The following is an 18,396-nucleotide window of genomic DNA, read 5'->3' as shown; positions in this document are numbered from 1 at the left end:
ATGGACCAGAAACCACACTACCAGCTTTTCATCGACGGGGAATTTACCGACGGTACCCAAGGGCAAACCATGTCCTCGGAAAACCCCGCCACCGGAACACATTGGGCCACCTTTGCCTGTGCGGCACCCGACGATGTTGATCGCGCGATCAGTGCCGCTCGCCGGGCCCTCAACGACCCTACATGGCGCGACATGACCCAGACTCAGCGTGGCAAGCTGTTGTATCGTCTGGCAGAATTGATCGAGGAGCATGCCGAACAGATCGGCCGCATCGAGACCACCGACAGCGGCAAGCTGCTGGCTGAGACTGCGGCGCAATCCGCCTATGTCGGGGATTACTATCGCTATTATGCGGGACTGGCAGACAAGATCGAAGGTGCAGTTCTGCCCATTGATAAACCCGACATGCATGCGTTTACCCAGCGCGAACCGATCGGCGTTGTGGTCGCGATCGTCCCCTGGAACGCACAGATGTTCCTGACCGCAACCAAGTTGGGGCCGGCCCTGGCCGCGGGCTGTGCTGTTGTACTAAAAGCCTCAGAAATCGCTCCTGCGCCTCTGCTTGAATTTGCCCGTCTCATTGAAGAAGCCGGGTTTCCGCCTGGCGTTGTATCGGTCCTCACTGGTGATGCCGAAAACTGCGCCATACCCTTGACGCGCCATCCGGATGTAGACCGTATCGCCTTTACCGGCGGGCCGGAAACTGCGCGTCATGTCGTTCGCAACTCGGCCGAAAATTTCGCGGTTACCTCGCTTGAGCTTGGGGGAAAATCCCCGATGGTCGTTTTTGATGACGCTGATCTCGATGGTGCCGCGAATGGATTGATTGCAGGAAATTTTGGCGCATCAGGGCAAAGCTGTGTGGCTGGTAGTCGTGGGCTTGTCCACCGCCCGGTATTTGAAAAGATCGTATCTCTGATTGAATCCAAAATGGAGGGCGTCACTGTCGGCGATCCTCTTGCACCCGATACGCAAATCGGACCTCTTTGTACGTCAGCGCAGATACAGAAAATAGAGGCCGCGCTAAATGCCGCCCGTTCCGGGGGCGCGCGCATCCGTTTTGGTGGAAGCAGGTTGGATCGCGTTGGCAACTATATGGCGCCGACGCTTGTGGAATGCCCCAATGCCGACATCGAGACCCTGAAGGTTGAGATGTTTGGCCCGGTTATGTCCTTGATCCCGTTTGATACGGAAGAGGAAGCCATCGCAATCGCCAATGAAACGCCATATGGGCTCGGCGCGGGGGTATTCACCCAAAACGTCGCCCGTGCACATCGTGTGTCAGGACGGCTCAAAGCAGGGATTTGCTGGGTGAACACGTATCGCGCAGTCTCTCCCATTGCCCCATTTGGTGGGTTTAATCAGTCCGGCTATGGGCGAGAGGCCGGGATTGACGTGGTTTATGACTACACGAGAACCAAAACCACCTGGATCAATACGTCAGATGCGGCAATGGCCAATCCATTCACCATGCGCTGACATTTATATGAACTGGAATTTTTTTGAGCCAACTTCTGACGGATTGGTGACGGAATTGGCACCGCTTACAGCGATGATTTCGACCCAAATCCGGAAAAATTTACAGAAGCTTAACTGGGTCGATGCTGTTAGACACCGAGATAGCGTGTAAGGATCGTCTGATCTTCAGCGACATGTGCGGGTTGGACAGTCACACGATCTTGGCCGTTTTCAATAAAGGTGATCCGGTCAGCAATCGACAAAACCGCATCGATACGCTGTTCAACGAGGACAATAGCGTAGCCCTCTGCTTTCATTTTAACCACGACTTGCCGGATCTGTTCGATCATCGAAGGCTGCAATCCTTCGGTCGGTTCGTCCAAAAGTAATACCTTGGGGCGCAGGCATAACGCTCGGGCTGTGGCCAACATCTGCTGTTCACCTCCTGAAAGTGTACCGGCGACTTGGCTCAGACGTTCCTTGAGCCGGGGAAAGAGTTCAAGCACCCAATCTCGTGTATCTGCACCTTCACCCCGCGCCAAAAGGCCCATTTCGATGTTCTCTGAAACCGTAAGCTCAGGAAAAAGCCGCCGTCCCTGCGGGATATAGCCGATTCCGCGTTGTGGCACGAGGTGTGCAGGCAGGCCGCTGAGGCGTTCACCATCTAAGATGACCTCACCTTGGCTCAGGGGTAGTTGCCCCATGATTGCTTTCAGCAATGTCGTTTTGCCCGCCCCGTTGCGGCCCATCAGGCAATGAATTTCCCCTGCACTGACGGTCAACGACACGCCAAACAGCACTTTTACCTTGCCATAGCCGGTGTGGATATTCTGGATCTCAAACATCGGCGGGCGCCCCCAAATAGGCGGATTGCACGGCAGCGTTCGCGCGAATTTCGTCAAAGCTACCCGAGGCCAAAAGGCGACCCTGATCCAGCACTGCAACATGATCGGCGGTTTCAGCGACCACCCGCATATTGTGCTCGATCAGCAGGATCGTAGTTTCTTCGGCCATCGTCCGCATGAGCGCCACAAACGCTTCAACTTCACCTTCGGCCAGACCTTGGGTCGGCTCGTCAAGGATGAAAAGTTTGGGATCCTGCGCCAGACCCATGGCAATTTCCAACACCCTTTGGTGACCATAACTGAGGTCCGAGGCGACTTGCCTGGCTCGATCCCTTAATCCGATTCTATCCAGCACAGCAGTCGTCTTTTCAGCATGGGCTACTTTGTCATGCGCAAGCCTGCGACCGGCAGCAAGGGCAACGTTGTCTTCAACCGTCAGTCCGGGAAAGATCGAAGTGATCTGGAACGTATAGGCCATGCCGAGTTGCATGCGTTTATGCGCGGGCAGTTTGCTGATGTCCCGGCCTTCGAATGAAACGCTGCCGCGGGTTGGTGGAGTCCGCCCGCTAACCATTCCAACAAATGTCGACTTGCCCGCGCCGTTGGGCCCTATCAACGCTGTAATTGCATTCCTTCGCAGAGAGAAATCTATGTCAGTATTGGCCTGGAGCCCGCCATAGATCTTAGTCAGGCCTTTGGTCTCAAGGATATTTACGGCAACCATGACACAGCTCTCTTGCGTATTGTGCCCGCAATACCTTGGGGGGCGAACAGGGTCAGCAGAACCAAAGCAACACCGGCAACAAGCATATATGCGTTGGTGAAACCGCTAGAAATGTCGATCAGATAGAACATGAAGATGACGCCGATTAGAGGTCCGATCGTGGTTCCGGCCCCGCCCAGCAAGACCCACAGTAGCGGGAAGATAGAATAATGCACCGCGGCAAAGCTTGCACCGACATAGCCGAACAGCATCGCGTAGGCGGCGCCTGCGACACCTGAAAACAGGCCAGATACAACCAGCGCAGCAAGTTTCAGACGCCCTACGTCATATCCCAACATCCGGGCTCGCTCTTCGTTTTCCCGTATGGCAACCAGTCGCTTTCCAAATGGGCTTTGCACCAAACGCGCCATGGCGAGAAAGCAGATGGCGAAAAGGGTAAATGCAGCGAAGTAACGTGCCGTTTCCGTTGTCAGGTCAATCCCAGCGAGGTTACGTTGGGCCTGTTGAATGATGAAGCCTTCGTCACCGCGCGTGTATTCTCCGAAATACAGGATCACGAGATAGAAGGTTTGAGCAAACATCAGCGTCACGATCATGAACGCGACACCGATGGTACGCAGCGCCAATAAGCCTACGCCCAGCGCCAACAATCCCGCAGCGAGGACGCCAACTGCAAAAGCTGGTAGCACTGACAGTCCGCCGAAATTCATGCTCAGCCCAAACCCGTACATTCCAGCGGCAAAGAACATGGCGTGGCCGAGGCTCAGTAGGCCGGTATAGCCAAACAGCAGATTGAACCCGATGGCATAAATCGCAAGCACCATGATACGCGAGAAGGCTCCGACGTGATAGGCGGGCAGCACGAAGAACAATGCGATAAGCACAAGTAAGGTGCCGAAATGCAAAGCGGTTGTTCTGGACACCGTCATCAGGCCGCCACCCGCCCCATCAAGCCTTGCGGCTTAAACACAAGCACCATTGCGACAAGGAAGGTCGCGATGATTTTGGCCAGAGTCGGCGAGAAAAAGACCGAGATAATGCCATCGCTCATTCCGATCAGCACCGCTGCAATCACAGTGCCGGGCAAACTTCCGAGACCGCCAATGATTACCACGATAAACGCCAGCAACAATGGATCTCCGCCCATCAGATAATGGGCCTGCTGAATTGGGACCACTAACACAGCACCTAGTGCTGCCAGCCCTGCACCCAGGCCAAATACCCAGGAGTACACACGATTGACCGGCACCCCAAAGGCCTGAGCCATCTCGCGATCCTGCTGCGTCGCACGCATGATCAATCCGATCTTGGTGCGCGTCAGCACAAACCAAAGCACCCCCAACACGGAAATCGCCGCAACTATCACGAACAGCTTGTAGGTCGTCACGCTTAGCCCCCAGGGCCAGATCATTTGGAATCCATCTGCACCAAATTCGAACCAGGGCAGTGCCAAACGAGTGTTGAATGGTGGCGCGACGGGCCGCGCCTCGGGTCCAAACAGCATCAGCGTCGATTGCTGCACAATATAAAGTACGCCAATCGTGGCTACGATGGTCCGGTCCACGTCATAGTCGATCCGCTTTAGGATCAGCTGATCAACCCCCGCCGCAATGCAGCCGACCAAAACCGGCACTATAAGCAGGGCGGCCACGAAACCGAAACCAGCATGGCCGCCGATCATCGTGCTTACCGCCCAGGCAAATACCGCACCCAGCATGAAGAACTCGCCATGTGCGACATTCACAACGCGCATGACGCCGAACACAATGCTGAGCCCCATTGCCGTCAGCACAAGAATGGCCGAAATGACCGCCCCCTCGATGGAGGCGAGCATCAGGTGAGGCCCGAAGTCCATACCCAGTCTCGCTTTTGCCTAATGTCGGGATCAGAAGGATTGCGTGGTGTAATCCACCTCATCTTCATAAAGGCCATCCTCGATTGACGCGGTATGCACCACATCAAGACGGCCATCACCAACCTTTGAGATATACTGTTTGCCAAAGGTCTGATGGGTCTTGCCGTTAAAGACTTTTTCACCCTGCGGATGTTCGATGGATTCCGGCATGTCAGTCATCGCCTCGACCGCTTCGATCAGTTTTGAGCGATCTGCAGGCCCTTGGTAGTCCGCTGCTTCCATACCTGCCTTAATGATATGCATAGTTTCCCAACACCCGAACATATGGGCGTAAGTTGCAACATTGGCCGGGTCATCGATCGCAGCGCCACTGTCGTTCACGCCAACTGCCGCACGATAGGCTGAGGCCGCCTCCGATTCGTTGGCCTGCTTATAGCGCGGCATGCCTTCCCAGAAATACGTGCCTTCGAGGAACTCAAGCCCGGGGCTTTGCATATCAACCGCTTCAAGGCTGTCGATAAAACCAAAAATCTCGGGTCGGCTGGGCCCGAAGAATTCGCCCATTTCCTTGACGAATGTCAGTACTGCCGGGCCCACCATCACATGATAGATCACTTCGGTTTCGCGCGGGATGCTTGGGAAATAGCGGGTAAAGGTTGTCTCGGTGGGCGGAATAGCAATCTTCGCAACAACTTCGCCCCCCTGCGCTTCAATCGCTTGCGAGAAAAAGTCGCGATGATCATGACCAAAAGCAAAGTCAGGATAAATCATCGTGACCTTCTTACCCAGATTGTCGGCGACGAAGGGTGCCATCGAAATAACCTGACTTTTCACATCAGTGATACCTGGTTGCAGCGTATAGCGATTCAGCATGCCGCTGGCGACATGGTGACCTTCGGAGACAACAAAATAAGGCAGTTTCAACTCGCCCGCGCGGGGCGCAGAGCCAATTACCACGTGGCTGAACAAGGTACCGAAAGCGACGTCTACCTCGTGTTGGTTGGCAAATTTTTCAAGCACTTCGGCCCCACGCCCAGGATCGGTTGCGTCGTCTTCAGTGATGATCTCGACCGGGCGACCATTGATGCCACCCATTTCGTTGATGCGCGCAGCAGCGGCGTTAGTTGCCACGTCATACCAGCGGCCATATGCAGCGCCAATGCCAGTCGCGTGCTTTTGGAATCCGATTTTGATCGGCGCCGAACTTTGCGCTTGCGCAAAACCAAGAGAACCGGGCAACACCCCACCCGCGGCCAGCGCACTTGCACCGGCCCCGAGACCAAGCAGTGTACTACGGCGACTGATCTTTGAAGTCTTTGTCATGGCGTTCATCTCCTCTGTTGTTTTTAGGGCGATGTTTCGCCTCTCTTTTTTGATCAGTTTGTATGTATACTAACGAGTTGTCTACATTTTTAAGCTCCGCGCGGGCTGGAAAGCAGCCACAGCCCGAAAATCGTATAGAAAATCATCAAGATAGACAGACCCAATTGCAACAGCAGAATGTCCCTTCGGGATGTGCAAAGAGCCTCAGCTGTCCTGTGGCACAAGATGACGGCTAAAACATGCGACAATACAACGACACCCGCCTGGGTGAGCCAGATGGTCTTCACAGTTTCTGGAACCGTCAGAAACCCGACCCTGACGGGGCGGCTGCCTAGCCCGAACAGATTCCAGCCAAGCGCGAAAGGATCGGCCAGTGTTGCGACTACAACCTGAATTTGAACCAGAAACGTCACGAAGTAGTGGGCAAAATGATAGCCGATCGCAATCGGCAGCAAGGTGATGGAAAAGCGGTTGAATGCTATTTTGAAGGAAACGGTCTCGTGCACCAGTACCGTTCCCAAGTAAACGGCGAGCGCAAAAATACACGTCAGCAGTAGCATACTGGTGTAGAGGCCAAGCGTCGTCGGCCAGATCATCGCGGTTCGCCCCGGATACTCCAAGGGATTGACCCCTAACTGATCCAGCCACCAAAAGGTCTCGTAGAGGCCATCGAAACTGCCGGATGCGAGAATAATTATTACAAAGGCCGCATGGCTTAGATCAAACTGATTACGGTGAAAGACTTGCCATCCCGGCACGCCAAATGCTGCCCCGCGCACCGATCTGATTGTGCCGATCAGTGCGAACAAGACCGAAAAGCACTCGACCTGACCAAGCCAGGATTTGCGCCCAAAAAGGGTCATACCCAGTACTGTAAAACCCCAGTATCCAAGCGCGAAACTCGCAAGCCTGCCCGGATCGTTTGGAGCTGCATCGGCAAGAACAAAGCCCTGAAACGCCGCCATAAGAACAACAGCCGGCCAAATCGAAAGTTTTTTTGCAATTGTCAGAGGCGCTTTGTGATTTGGGGCCAACAGACGGTGCAAGCCCGGCCAGGGATTGACCCATTTCCAGACATCAAAGATCAGCGCTTGCACCATGAAAAGCAACATCCACCATATGGTCCACAGCACCAAAGGCATGAGGTTCGCTTGCGGGTCCGTTGGGCCCCTTAGACCAATCAGAATCAACAACATCAGACAAAGGGAGGCTGCGATCTGACCCCAGTTGCACCATCGGCCTCGACCGCGCTTGAGAGGCAATGTAATGGGCCGCAGTATAACCTCAATCTGCCCTGGTCTCAGGCAAACAAGCAGCAGGATTGTCGCTGCCACAGTCGCTGTACCACCAGTGATGTAGGCGGTGGTGGGCAAAAGAAGCACAAAACCCTGATCGGCTGCATGAGCAAAGGCTGGTCCCGCAACCATAGTGGCGCAAACTAACGCTAGAAATGACTTCACAATCAACTTCACTTCGTTAGCATACACACAAATTCTTGCAAGGAGGCAAGTCAGATGAGCAAACGCTGGTTTGCTGTGGCAGGTATCGCGGCCGCGTTGGGTTTCGCCTACATATTCGCAGGTACGCCGCAATCTGCTGTAAAGGTCAGCGACGGGCGCGCCGCGCCGATGGGGGCGTCGGGATCGCAGTTCATGGTCACTCTTAACCTGCAAAATGACGGTGACCCTCGCATTCTTCAAATCGTCACGTCGCCATCTGGAGCCCAAACGTCATTAATGAACCCTGGACATGACAAACCACTTGTAGTGCCTGGCGGCGATCTGGCGCAACTGGCAATGGACGGGGCCCATATTATGTTGCAAGTGCCCGACGGAAGCTTTCCCGAAGGCACGTATCATTCGCTGGCGCTCAACTTTGACGATGGTAGCGAGGTGGTGACTCGCATCCTGAACCCAGAGGCAACCGGCAGTATGACGTCAATGGACCACAGCAATGCCAACGGCATCGAAATCTCCCCTAGCCCGACGATCGCGCTGGTTCAGGATCCGCAGGTCAGCACTGACGGATTTGCTGTTCAAATTAGCGTTAAAAACTTCGAGTTTGTCCTTGTCGAGGACGGCACACCGCATATCGATGGTCAGGGTCACGCCCATATCTATCTGAACGGCCTGAAGCTTGGCCGACTTTACGAAAACAGCTTTCAAGTCGGAGCGCTGAAGCCCGGCGATTATGAATTAACTGTTGCGCTGAACTCTAACGACCACCGCCCTTATATGTCCAATGGCGCACCCATCTCGGTAACCTATAGATTTACACTATGATGCGGATTGCCTTTGGCAAGTGACAAGCCTTCAGTGAATCACAGAAAAGCAGAACACAAGCAGTTGTTCTTAATCGACAAAAGCACGCTCAACAACAAACGTGTCTGGCTTACTGTTCGACCCCTCGACCAGACCAAACCCCTCGAGTAGAGCCTTGGTATCTTTGAGCATATTCATTGAGCCGCAGATCATGCCCCGGTCGGTATCTGGCGAAATTGGGGGAACCTCTAGGTCTCTAAACAGCTTGCCATTGGTCATTAGATCGGTAGTGCGGCCCATGAACGGATAGTCTTCGCGTGTGGTGGTCGCATAAAGGCGCAGGCCATGCGCAAACTCTCCGCACAGCGGATCGTCTTTCACAGACGCAACCAGGTTCTTGCTATAGGTGAGTTCAGCAACTTCGCGGCAGGTGTGGGTGACGATGACTTCATCAAACTTCTCATAGGTCTCAGGGTCTCGGATCAAACTGGCAAAGGGCGCGAATCCCGTACCTGTAGAAAACATCCAAAGCCGTTTGCCCGGCAGCAGCGCATCGTTCACCAAGGTGCCCGTTGGTTTTCTGCGCATTAAAACGGTGTCACCTTCCTTGATCTTTTGTAGATGTTCGGTGAGCGGACCATCCGGAACTTTAATCGAATAATACTCCAACTCCTCATCCCAACTGGGAGACGCCACAGAGTAGGCCCGGAACACAGGCTTCTCGGCATTTGGCAGGCCAATCATCACAAATTCACCGGACCGGAAGCGGAAAGATGCAGGCCGCGTCATACGGAACCGAAACAGCCGATCAGTATAGTGCTGCACTTCAGTTACGGTCTGGGCAAATACACCCGCCGGGATCGGGAACTTTGTCTCTTTGGAGTCGAGCGCCATCAGATCACCTACTGTTGCCACCAATAAAGCGGCCAGATGCCCTAACCATGAGGCATTCTTTGTCAGCCACCTTTGTCAGGTCATTCATTTCATTAGTATACTAATGATTATGGGGCAATGGAGTATCCTGTCAATTGATTTGTGAAGAATGCCTCTCGTCCCAGAATTATCTTGACGCATGCCCGCTAATTATATTCGTATACTAATGAATAGTGGGAGGATCTTATGGAAAAACTTGTCATAAAGAACATCGGCATGATCCTGTCAGGAAAAATGGAAGAACCGATTTTTGATGGCGATTGTCTGATTGCCATAGATGGTAAGATAGACGCATGGGGCAATGAAAAGGACCTCGATACCGACGACGCAACCAGCATCGTAGACGCCCATGGTGTGACGCTTGCCCCCGGTCTGATCGACAGCCATGTGCACCCGGTGGTAGGTGACTACACGCCCCGTCAGCAACAACTCCACTGGATCGACTCCACTCTGAACGGCGGTGTGACCACAATGATCTCGGCCGGAGAGGTTCATATGCCGGGGCGACCCAAAGATGTGATCGGCCTCAAGGCGATGTCGATCGCGGCACAACGCTGGTATGAGAATTTTCGCCCCTCCGGTGTCAAGGTCCATGCCGGCGCCCCTGTCATCGAACATGGCATGGTCGAGGAGGATTTCGCCGAACTGGCCAACGCCGGAGTGAAATATCTGGGCGAAGTCGGCTTGGGTTCGGTCAAGGACGGCAAAACCGCAAACCAGATGGTCGAATGGGCCAGAAAATATGGGATTCAGTCCACGATCCACACGGGTGGCCCATCCATCCCCGGGTCCGGCCTCATCGACGCGGATATGGTGATCGAGACAGGTACCGACGTGATCGGGCACATCAACGGAGGTCATTCGGCGCTGCCGGATGATCAGATCATCTGCCTTTGTGAGACCTGCACCAAGCAAGCCTTTGAAATCGTTCATAACGGCAATGAGCGCGCCGCGGTGCTTACGGTGAATACCGCGCGCGAATTAGGCAAACTGGATCAGGTGATCTTGGGCACCGACGGGCCGGCAGGGTCAGGCGTACAGCCCCTTGGCATCCTAAGGATGATCGCCATGCTGTCGGCCTTTGGCAACGTCCCTGCTGAGATCGCTTTCTGCTTTGGCAACGGAAACACGGCACGGCAGCGAGATCTGGATGTGGGTCTTATTGAAAAGGGTCGTTGCGCCGATTTTGTCCTTCTGGACCAAGCGCAGCACGCGCCCGGAAAAAACATGCTTGAAAGCGTTGCACAGGGGAACCTGCCGGGTGTTGGCATGACGATCATTGACGGCGAGATCTGCTCGGAACGTTCTCGCAACACACCGCCCGCACAACGCCTGCCGGAACGTATTTTGTAAGCTCGATTTTCGGTGACTTGGGTTGTTTGGCGCAATATGCGGGCAACGCGATCTTTGAAGGTCAGGTTATCTTTTTGAGCAATGCCAGAAGCGTCTTTTGCTCGGACTTCTTGAGAGGTGCGAGGGTTTCATGCGAAATCCCAAACCCGTCAGCGTAAAGCTGTTCCATTAACTCAGCGCCCGCCTCGGTCAATGAGATGATAGATCGGCGCTTGTCACCGGGATCGGCGGTCGCGCGCAAAAGCCCCTTAGCTTTCAGACGGTCAACCACCCCTTTGATCGTCGCAATATCCATTGCTGCAAGTCGGCCCAACTGATTTTGCGACACCTCTTTCTTCTCGGCCACCCGGATCAGCGTGGCAAACTGCGTCGGCGTCAGATCTTTGGAAATTCGGTTCTGAAAGATGATCGAATGGCGCTGACTGGCCAGCCGCAAAAGATATCCGACCTGGTCTTCAAGATGGTAGGGATCGACGCTGTTTGACATAAGTGCTCCTAACGAAGCCCGTCTTTGCCTTCTGCTTCATCGTGGGTCAAGCCACCAACACGGGGTAATGGCCGCCCGCTGTCGGTCACGGCCACGGCCACCATGATTTCATTTGCGCGCGGCGCATCGTTCAGCCGTACTTCGATGCCGTCAAAGTGGCTGCGCACATAGGCTGCGTCCTTGTGCCCAAGCGGCACATCTAGCACCTGACCGGGCGAACCCATCTTTTTCGAAGACGGCACCAAGGCGGCCCCTTTTTCCACTTCTTTACGCAACGGCGCGCCCAACTTGGGATGGAGGATCGCAGCGGCATGTTCCAACTCGCCATTTTCGCCGACCATGGCCGACTTGCCATAGCTCTCTGCCTGCTCTGGTGTGATGCCAAGGGCTTCTACGCATTTGCGACCCAACAGCGTGCCCAGTTCTGCACCGATCTCCATCAACGCGCTTAAGTCCTCAGAATAGGTGCCCGCAAACGGGTTCTCAATTACTGCAACGGCGACGGCCTTGCGGGTGGCCGGGTCGATCTTTCGTCCGATTTCGGAATGCGTTTCTTCGATGTTTACAGCGATCTTACGAATCTTAGCGCTCATCTCAGGCCGTCCTCTCCTTTGATTTCCGTGGCTGCCAGGCCGCCAGCGCGGTCGTGGATGCGTGGTCCCGTGCTCATGACCAGAATGACGGCCATTTCATGAGCTTTGGGCGCGTCGTTCAGGCCGACCTCCATACTGTCAAAGTGGCTTCGAACGTAAGAGGCATTTATATGGGTGATCGGCACATCGAGCCGCCCGCCAACGCCCGTGACTTTCTTGGTAGAGGGTACGATCGCGTTGGAATCATTGAGAAGTTCGCGCATCGCGTAACCTCCCGGAGCATGCCACAGGGCGCCATGTTCCAGCTCACCCGCCTCACCTATCAATGCGCCTTTGCCATAGCCTTCAATCTTGTCCGCCCCATCCAGCATCTCGACCAATCGCCTCGCCATCTGCAAACCAAGTGGCTTGAGGTCCTCCATGAACCACTGAATATCAGGCTCGTAACGCCCGGCAAATGGGTTCTCGATGATCGCAATCGCCGCCGCCCGGCGCAGGGGGCTCGCCGGGGCCGGACCACCTTCGTGGAAAATCTCTTCGACAGAATAGGCTGTTTTCCGGACATTAAGCTGGGACATGTTGTATCTCTTGTTGGAACGAAAATGCGTGTGCACCGGTTGTGACAGATCGGCCTTGGAGGAACAAACCCGCAGACGCGATCCGTCCCAGGGCCTGAAACGATGTCGCGCGGTTGAGACCTCGGGCCAAAGCGCGTTCACAATCCTCGGCTGACAAAGCACCACAGCTAACGGTGACCGGCAACTCCCCCAAATCACTGTTCTCGTCGATATCGCAAGCGGCGCGACGTGTGATCGATGGATGACCCGGCAGGTCCACCGCATTGGCGATGAGTGTTGCCGCAACGTCAGCCTCAGCGGCCGATGAGGCGAGCACCGTCACGCTGTCCGCGATGCCCAGAGACAGGCTGCGCCCGTGGCGACCAGAGGTCGCAATACCCCCGATACGATCCTTGTCCGTAACTTCAATCCGACCCAATTCGCCGCCGTCATGGGCTTGGATCGAGGTATTGAAGCTCGTTCCTGGGGTCAGATATAGAGCAATATCTCCACCGTTGTTGACATAAGCGCGCATGATATTCGCGCTTTGGGTCATTGCCGCAAGCACCTCATCCGCGAGGCTTCCGGCCACGGCGGCCATCCGTGTGACGTACCCCACATCAGTCAACGGCAGACACGCGTCATGCATTCGACGCGCAACTGTGCCGTTGGGACGTTTTGTTAGCGGAGACAGCATCCCCCGAAGGTCCGGCAATTCCTGTACAATTTCGGCGATGATCGTTTCGAACCGCTTTGCTGCGGCCCGATACGCCTGATCCCGATCCCCTTCCACCCAAACAATCAGATCACTGGGACCATGCTGCAGATGCAGCCGTTGGCCATCGGGCAAAAGGCGCGCGCGCGGCCTCATTCTGCGTCCGCCTTCCAATTGTAGTTTCCAAGATCCATCGGATCCCCGGCATTAGGTTTTTGTCGTACGTGGCGAGCCTGTTCCGAATTGATGTCACTGACGCGTCGCATGTGGTCCACATGTCCGCCCAGGGCAGCGTAATCTCTGACACGCAAGGTAAATTCGATGGGGGCGACAAGCGCGGGAGTTGGAACATAGCCAAAAGAATTCGTGGGCATATCCAACACATCTACCATTACAGTGATCCCGCCTCCGGGCCACACATAGGCATCTGCACCACCGCAAGACACGTGGGTCAGCGCGTCCTTGACCGATTTGGTCAGGCGTACGGGGTTCTCAGTAACGCCTGCGCGCAGCGATCCCCCTGCCCCACCCATGAACAGCACTGAACAAATCGAAGGTTCGCAGTTTTCTGCAATCAGCGCAGCTGAAGCCGCCAGTTTCGCGGGTACATCCCGCAGTTGCGGGACAAGATCGGCGTCGAGTTCATAGTATGAAAACTGCTCACCCGTTGTGGACACCATAAATAGCCGCAGGCCTTCCCACGCTGTTTTGGGGTTGAAGGGGCCAAGGATCGCAAGAGGGTCCTCGATATCTGTCCCCCCCCAACCTGTACCGGGTTCAGCCACTTGAAAGTATCGCCCAGGCGTCGAGCGCCGTCCTTTGATCTTGATCCCCGTTGCCGGGACATCAAGCTGCTTGCCTGTCTCGTGCTCGCTGAGTACTCCAGTGATGTGGTCATCCACCACCACGACGTCGTCGACATGACCGATCCACTGTTTCGGGAACATGCCTATCGTGGCGGAACCGCAGCCTACGCGCATCAAGCTTTCAGTCACGCCATTGATGATAGGCGGTTTTCCCGCCTCAACCACAACATCGGTGGCGTGATCCTCTTCGCCAATGACCATCGTGACAGGTTCTCGGTTACACAGCCGCAGCAGGGCGTCACATGTAACTCGGCCTTCTTTCTTGCTACCACCCGTGAGGTGCTCGACACCACCCAAAGACAGCATTTTCGAGCCGTATTCCGAAGTCATGACATGGCCGATCGGTTCCCCGTCGACGCGCACCACGTCTCGCTCATGGCCGATATGACGGTCAGTGTCGATCTTCACCTTCACACCGCAATAGCTAAAGATGCCCTCGGTCACGACCGTGACCATATCGACACCTTCAACTTCTTGGCTGGCGATAAAAGGCGCAGGCTTGTAGTCGGGATAAGTGGTTCCCGCTCCTACAGCTGTCACAAACTGACGCTCACCTTTGAAGATATCGCCATCCCATTCCTCTGTCGCGCCCTCGCCCATGAACGGAACGAGGTCTTGGCCGCTTTGGATGATTGTCAACGGATCAAGGCGAACCAGTTCGCCGCCGTGGTTTGCATAGCGGTCGCAGGCACCGGAATTGCCTTCTGCGATATAGCACATCACCGGGCAGGCATCGCAGCGGATTTTTTCTGGCTTCGCAACATCCGTCATCACGTTACACTCTTCTTGAGGGCTGCATGGACGACGCAGGGGATTGCCGGTCCCTTGAAAAGTCGTACCCCTGTTGCATGTTTGATTGCGTTCAGGATGGCCGGTGCCGTTGGGATCAACACATGCTCTCCCAGTCCCTTGGCGCCATACGGGCCATGCGCGTCGGTTTCTTCGATGATAATGGTCTCAATCGGGGGGATGTCACCGATTGTCGGGATCAGATAGTCATGCAGGTTCTCGGTCCGTCCCGGGATGTATTCCTCCATTAGCGCCATCCCCAGACCCTGAGCAATGCCGCCATGGACCTGCCCTTCGACTAGCATCGGGTTGATGGCCTGACCGACATCATGAGCCGCAATGAATTTCACTGGCGTGACTGTGCCCAGCGCGGTATCCACTTCGACAACAGCCAGATGCGCGGCATAACCGAATTGGGCGTAAGGATGCCCCTGCCCGTTTTTATCCAAGGGCTTTGTCGGCGGATCATAGCTTTCTTCGGCGCGAAGAACATACCCATCCGAGTCCGCTTCTAGAGCCGAAAGATCCAGAACACGAGCCCCCCCGGCATCAGTCGCTTGAATTTCCCCGGCGCTGAACTCCAAGGCAGCATCTTCGGCAACGTTCAGACGCTCCAGTATCATGGCCCGCAATGCCTCACCCGAGAGCCGCGCCGCATTGCCCGAGACAAAAGTCTGGCGCGAGGCCGAGGTTTTGCCCGCATCCGGTGTCACATCCGTATCCGCTCCTACAAGCGTAATCTGACCCACCTCGGCCCCAAGTGCGGTAGCAAAAATCTGGGTGATGACGGTATTGGCCCCCTGACCGATATCCATCGCGCCTTGATGCAGCACCACCGTGCCATCAGCGCGAATGCCGCATTTGATGGCCGATGGGTTGGGCAAAGACGTGTTGCCACACCCATACCATCCGCTGGCGATACCCACACCGCGTTTTACAGTGTCATTTTGTGCATTGAATGCCTCAACACCTGCACGCTCTTCCGTCCAGGCAAACCGCAATGCCTCAAGGCAGGCCTTGATCCCGACCCCCTGGTCGAACACCTGTCCGCACACGGTCGGCACACCATTATCCAAAGCGTTGAAAATACGGAACTCCAGCGCATCCATTCCCAGCTTCACGGCCAGATCGTCGAAAAGACATTCTTGTGCAATGGCTGCCTGAGGCACACCAAAGCCGCGAAACGCCCCCGATGGCGGGTTGTTGGTATGCACACCCTTGGCCTGCGCGATGTAGTCCGCCACGCGGTACGGTCCCGAAGCATGGACCGGCACCCTGTTCGCCACTGTCGGGCCCCAACTGGCATAAGCCCCCGTGTCAAAGCGGCCACGAAAGTCAAAGCCGCAGAGCTTGCCCGTCTTATCAGCACCGATCCTAAGCGTGATGTCTGAGGGGTGCCGTTTGGTCGAACATTGCATGGATTCAGTACGCGTGTAGCAAAGCCGCACAGGTTTGCCCGTCTTCAGCGCCGCGAGTGCCAGGTAGGGCTGTACGCTCATATCCAACTTGGAACCGAAACCGCCCCCGGTGGCCGTTGGCACAACACGTATGTCCGAGCGGTCAAGCCCCAGAACACGCTCGAGCCCTTCGAGATCCATAACCGGGGCTTGCGTGCAGGCATGCACCTCAACGCGACCGTTTACGACTTCGGCGAAACCCGCTTCAGGTTCAATATAGGCATGCTCGACAAAGCCGCTTTCAAACCGGCCTTCCACGATTACATGCGCGCGTGCCAGGGCCGCATTTGGATCGCCACAGGTCACAAAACCAGCACACATCACATTGTTGTCCCGGCCATCATGTAGTTGATCGGCTCTTTTACCTTGGGCTGCGTCCATGTCTTGTAAGGCAGGCAGTTCGGTCCAAATAATCGGTACCATTTCTGGATCGATGGCGCGAAGCACATCCCGAGCACCAATCAGGGCCGTGACAGCCTCTCCCCTGAAACGCGCTTCCCGCTCGGCAAAGACAGGCTGGTCTTCAAATCCCGGTATCACGCCAAAGTTGTTCTGGCCCTTCACGTCTTCCGCAGTCAGAACCGCGTCCAGCCCAGCCGCCTGCGCGAACCCTTCGAGGTCACCGATTTCAAAGACCGCGCGGGCATGGGGGGAGCGAATGACCAAAATCTCGAGGCACCCCACGGGCGCAATATCATCCCCGTACTTGACGGTAGCCGAAACTTTTTCGATCCCATCCAAATGCTGAACCGCATCGCCCACCTTACCCGCTTTCGCAATAGCAACCGAGGGCGCACCCATCACCGCGTCGATGATTTTGCGATAACCTGTACAGCGACATAGCACACCCCCTAAAGCATCCTGCACTTGCGCCTCGGTGGGCTCGGGCACGTCTCGCAGCAGCGCAACGGCAGATACCATCATGCCGGGCGTACAGATCCCGCATTGCGCCGCGCCATGATCCAGAAAGCTCTGCGCCAGCTTGGCTGCCACGGGGTCATTGGCATGTAATCCTTGCACAGTTTCGACCTCTCGCCCCGCAACCTGATGTGCTGGGGTCAGACAGGCGCAAACGGGCTCGCCCTCAAGCAGTACAGTACACGCGCCGCAATCCCCCGCATCGCAGCCAATCTTCACATCGCGTTGCCCCAAACCCTCGCGCAGAACTTCGGACAGTCGTTGGCCAGGGAAAAGCAATGGGGCCGCTTCACGTCCATTCAAACGAAATGGGGTCGGGGTGCCTGAAAGCGCTTTGTTCATCACGAAACCGCCTTGTGAATTGCACGCTGAATTTGATGACGCACTGCATCAAGCCGATACGAACTTGTCCCTCGGACATCATCGATCGGCGTTAATGCTGCGACATCAATCGGAGAAATCCTGACATCAGCGGGATCCTGACCGATCAGGCTCGCCTCTAACGCCGTAAGCCGTTGCGATACAGCGGAACAGGACCCTACTGCGATGCGAGCCTCGGCTATTCTTCCCTTTGCATCCAAAAGAACATTTGCCGCTGTCATGGCAATAGAAATGACCAAATAGCGACGGCTCCCTAATTTTTCAAAACCAGACGTCATGCCAGCATGGGGTTTCGGCACGATGATCGCTGTCACCAGCTCGTCATCCATCAACGCTGTTTGCCGCACACCCCTGATAAATGCCTCGAGGGGAAGAACACGCTTTCCCTTTGCTGCACTGGCCAGCTCAACCTCAGCATTCAATGCAAGCAGAGGTGGAACACCATCGGCGGCGGGAGAGGCGTTGCAAATGTTTCCGACAACCGTACCTGCATTTTGAATTTGCAGGCTTCCGACCTCGCGCGCCGCCTGCTTCAAGGCATCAAAGGCCCGAGGAAGATCAGTTCTAACAACATCCGACCATGTGACGGCTGCACCAATTCTTGTGCCCCCTTCAGATTGCGTGATGTCCGAAAACCCATCTATTCTTGTTACATCTAACAGATTTTCGGGATGCTGGCCTGCTTTCAACGCCGGATAGAAATCTGTCCCACCTGCAACAACCCGGACCCCAGCCTGCTTAAGAATGCCCAGCGCATCAGGCAACAAGCTTGGTTGTGAGTAGGCCATGCACATATCCACTTTCATTAGCACACTAATGATAAGTGTGGACGTTTGCCAAAGTCAACAGAACTGTCCTGAGAACACATCCAATCAAACATG

The 18,396-nt window shown here is 55.4% G+C and carries 17 protein-coding genes; 3 read left to right on the top strand and 14 right to left on the bottom strand.

What is annotated here, in order from left to right; all coding sequences use genetic code 11:
- Positions 1–1,479, top strand: a complete 1,479-nt coding sequence (locus tag ACR0IU_RS19665; protein WP_480717424.1) for an aldehyde dehydrogenase — start codon at positions 1–3, stop codon at positions 1,477–1,479.
- 128 nt (positions 1,480–1,607) lie between these two features.
- On the opposite strand, the gene ACR0IU_RS19660 is transcribed toward ACR0IU_RS19665, so the two are convergent.
- The 6 genes from ACR0IU_RS19660 to ACR0IU_RS19635 all read right to left on the bottom strand — a co-directional run bounded on the left by ACR0IU_RS19660 (position 1,608) and on the right by ACR0IU_RS19635 (position 7,665).
- Positions 1,608–2,303, bottom strand: coding sequence for an ABC transporter ATP-binding protein (locus ACR0IU_RS19660; RefSeq protein WP_480717423.1), 696 nt, complete (start codon positions 2,301–2,303; stop codon positions 1,608–1,610).
- Entirely contained in the window at positions 2,296–3,027 is a 732-nt protein-coding gene (locus tag ACR0IU_RS19655) for an ABC transporter ATP-binding protein (RefSeq protein ID WP_480717422.1), read from the bottom strand. Before ACR0IU_RS19655 ends, ACR0IU_RS19660 begins: the two co-directional genes overlap by 8 nt.
- Positions 3,015–3,956 carry a branched-chain amino acid ABC transporter permease gene (locus ACR0IU_RS19650; RefSeq protein WP_480717421.1) on the bottom strand — a complete coding sequence of 314 codons (942 nt, stop codon included), beginning with the start codon at positions 3,954–3,956 and terminating at the stop codon, positions 3,015–3,017. Before ACR0IU_RS19650 ends, ACR0IU_RS19655 begins: the two co-directional genes overlap by 13 nt.
- Positions 3,956–4,882: a branched-chain amino acid ABC transporter permease gene (locus ACR0IU_RS19645; protein WP_480717420.1), complete on the bottom strand. Its 927-nt coding sequence runs from the start codon at positions 4,880–4,882 to the stop codon at positions 3,956–3,958. The genes ACR0IU_RS19650 and ACR0IU_RS19645 overlap by 1 nt, the downstream gene beginning before the upstream one ends.
- Positions 4,883–4,912: 30 nt before the next feature.
- Positions 4,913–6,205 carry an ABC transporter substrate-binding protein gene (locus ACR0IU_RS19640; protein WP_480717419.1) on the bottom strand — a complete coding sequence of 431 codons (1,293 nt, stop codon included), beginning with the start codon at positions 6,203–6,205 and terminating at the stop codon, positions 4,913–4,915.
- Positions 6,206–6,294: 89 nt separating this feature from the next.
- Positions 6,295–7,665: a hypothetical protein gene (locus ACR0IU_RS19635; protein ID WP_480717418.1), complete on the bottom strand. Its 1,371-nt coding sequence runs from the start codon at positions 7,663–7,665 to the stop codon at positions 6,295–6,297.
- A gap of 54 nt (positions 7,666–7,719) precedes the next feature.
- Between ACR0IU_RS19635 and ACR0IU_RS19630 the strand changes: the two genes are divergently transcribed.
- Entirely contained in the window at positions 7,720–8,487 is a 768-nt protein-coding gene (locus ACR0IU_RS19630) for a copper chaperone PCu(A)C (protein ID WP_480717417.1), read from the top strand.
- A 69-nt stretch (positions 8,488–8,556) separates the two neighbouring features.
- Here the strand turns inward: ACR0IU_RS19630 and ACR0IU_RS19625 are convergent, their stop codons facing one another.
- Complete coding sequence (locus ACR0IU_RS19625; RefSeq protein WP_480717416.1) at positions 8,557–9,360, bottom strand: ferredoxin--NADP reductase; 804 nt, start codon at positions 9,358–9,360, stop codon at positions 8,557–8,559.
- Positions 9,361–9,585: 225 nt separating this feature from the next.
- Here ACR0IU_RS19625 and ACR0IU_RS19620 point away from each other — a divergent pair, with 225 nt between their 5' ends.
- Positions 9,586–10,752: an amidohydrolase family protein gene (locus ACR0IU_RS19620; RefSeq protein ID WP_480717415.1), complete on the top strand. Its 1,167-nt coding sequence runs from the start codon at positions 9,586–9,588 to the stop codon at positions 10,750–10,752.
- 61 nt (positions 10,753–10,813) lie between these two features.
- Here ACR0IU_RS19620 and ACR0IU_RS19615 read toward each other — a convergent pair whose 3' ends face one another.
- From ACR0IU_RS19615 to ACR0IU_RS19585, 7 genes are read right to left on the bottom strand one after another with little or no spacing between them, the layout of a single operon-like run.
- A complete protein-coding gene (locus ACR0IU_RS19615; protein ID WP_170477091.1) occupies positions 10,814–11,239 on the bottom strand; it encodes a MarR family transcriptional regulator in 426 nt (141 codons plus the stop codon).
- An 8-nt stretch (positions 11,240–11,247) separates the two neighbouring features.
- The gene (locus ACR0IU_RS19610) at positions 11,248–11,832 is read right to left on the bottom strand and encodes an amino acid synthesis family protein (protein WP_480717414.1); all 585 of its coding nucleotides are present in this window, start codon (positions 11,830–11,832) and stop codon (positions 11,248–11,250) included.
- A complete protein-coding gene (locus tag ACR0IU_RS19605; RefSeq protein ID WP_480717413.1) occupies positions 11,829–12,410 on the bottom strand; it encodes an amino acid synthesis family protein in 582 nt (193 codons plus the stop codon). The genes ACR0IU_RS19610 and ACR0IU_RS19605 overlap by 4 nt, the downstream gene beginning before the upstream one ends.
- Positions 12,397–13,260 carry a UPF0280 family protein gene (locus ACR0IU_RS19600; protein ID WP_480717412.1) on the bottom strand — a complete coding sequence of 288 codons (864 nt, stop codon included), beginning with the start codon at positions 13,258–13,260 and terminating at the stop codon, positions 12,397–12,399. The genes ACR0IU_RS19605 and ACR0IU_RS19600 overlap by 14 nt, the downstream gene beginning before the upstream one ends.
- Positions 13,257–14,741, bottom strand: coding sequence for a 6-hydroxynicotinate reductase (locus ACR0IU_RS19595; RefSeq protein WP_480717411.1), 1,485 nt, complete (start codon positions 14,739–14,741; stop codon positions 13,257–13,259). The genes ACR0IU_RS19600 and ACR0IU_RS19595 overlap by 4 nt, the downstream gene beginning before the upstream one ends.
- Positions 14,741–17,476 (bottom strand): molybdopterin-dependent oxidoreductase, encoded by a 2,736-nt coding sequence (locus ACR0IU_RS19590; RefSeq protein ID WP_480717410.1) that lies wholly within the window; start codon positions 17,474–17,476, stop codon positions 14,741–14,743. The genes ACR0IU_RS19595 and ACR0IU_RS19590 overlap by 1 nt, the downstream gene beginning before the upstream one ends.
- Complete coding sequence (locus ACR0IU_RS19585) at positions 17,476–18,303, bottom strand: FAD binding domain-containing protein (protein WP_480717409.1); 828 nt, start codon at positions 18,301–18,303, stop codon at positions 17,476–17,478. Before ACR0IU_RS19585 ends, ACR0IU_RS19590 begins: the two co-directional genes overlap by 1 nt.
- Between the last annotated feature and the right edge of the window lie 93 nt (positions 18,304–18,396).

It is taken from the genome of Ruegeria sp. CL5, from assembly GCF_056536485.1.
Note: the sequence above shows the minus strand (reverse complement) of the source record. Positions and strands in the feature narration are given on the sequence as shown.

Bases quoted from the DNA above. Each gene is read 5' to 3' on its own strand.
- ACR0IU_RS19615 (WP_170477091.1), bottom strand. From the start codon at position 11,239: ATGTCAAACAGCGTCGATCCCTACCATCTTGAAGACCAGGTCGGATAT.
- ACR0IU_RS19650 (WP_480717421.1), bottom strand. From the start codon at position 3,956: ATGACGGTGTCCAGAACAACCGCTTTGCATTTCGGCACCTTACTTGTG.
- ACR0IU_RS19620 (WP_480717415.1), top strand. From the start codon at position 9,586: ATGGAAAAACTTGTCATAAAGAACATCGGCATGATCCTGTCAGGAAAA.
- ACR0IU_RS19595 (WP_480717411.1), bottom strand. From the start codon at position 14,741: ATGACGGATGTTGCGAAGCCAGAAAAAATCCGCTGCGATGCCTGCCCG.
- ACR0IU_RS19645 (WP_480717420.1), bottom strand. From the start codon at position 4,882: ATGGACTTCGGGCCTCACCTGATGCTCGCCTCCATCGAGGGGGCGGTC.
- ACR0IU_RS19625 (WP_480717416.1), bottom strand. From the start codon at position 9,360: ATGGCGCTCGACTCCAAAGAGACAAAGTTCCCGATCCCGGCGGGTGTA.
- ACR0IU_RS19600 (WP_480717412.1), bottom strand. From the start codon at position 13,260: ATGAGGCCGCGCGCGCGCCTTTTGCCCGATGGCCAACGGCTGCATCTG.
- ACR0IU_RS19610 (WP_480717414.1), bottom strand. From the start codon at position 11,832: ATGAGCGCTAAGATTCGTAAGATCGCTGTAAACATCGAAGAAACGCAT.
- ACR0IU_RS19640 (WP_480717419.1), bottom strand. From the start codon at position 6,205: ATGACAAAGACTTCAAAGATCAGTCGCCGTAGTACACTGCTTGGTCTC.
- ACR0IU_RS19585 (WP_480717409.1), bottom strand. From the start codon at position 18,303: ATGGCCTACTCACAACCAAGCTTGTTGCCTGATGCGCTGGGCATTCTT.
- ACR0IU_RS19590 (WP_480717410.1), bottom strand. From the start codon at position 17,476: ATGAACAAAGCGCTTTCAGGCACCCCGACCCCATTTCGTTTGAATGGA.
- ACR0IU_RS19630 (WP_480717417.1), top strand. From the start codon at position 7,720: ATGAGCAAACGCTGGTTTGCTGTGGCAGGTATCGCGGCCGCGTTGGGT.
- ACR0IU_RS19665 (WP_480717424.1), top strand. From the start codon at position 1: ATGGACCAGAAACCACACTACCAGCTTTTCATCGACGGGGAATTTACC.
- ACR0IU_RS19655 (WP_480717422.1), bottom strand. From the start codon at position 3,027: ATGGTTGCCGTAAATATCCTTGAGACCAAAGGCCTGACTAAGATCTAT.
- ACR0IU_RS19660 (WP_480717423.1), bottom strand. From the start codon at position 2,303: ATGTTTGAGATCCAGAATATCCACACCGGCTATGGCAAGGTAAAAGTG.
- ACR0IU_RS19605 (WP_480717413.1), bottom strand. From the start codon at position 12,410: ATGTCCCAGCTTAATGTCCGGAAAACAGCCTATTCTGTCGAAGAGATT.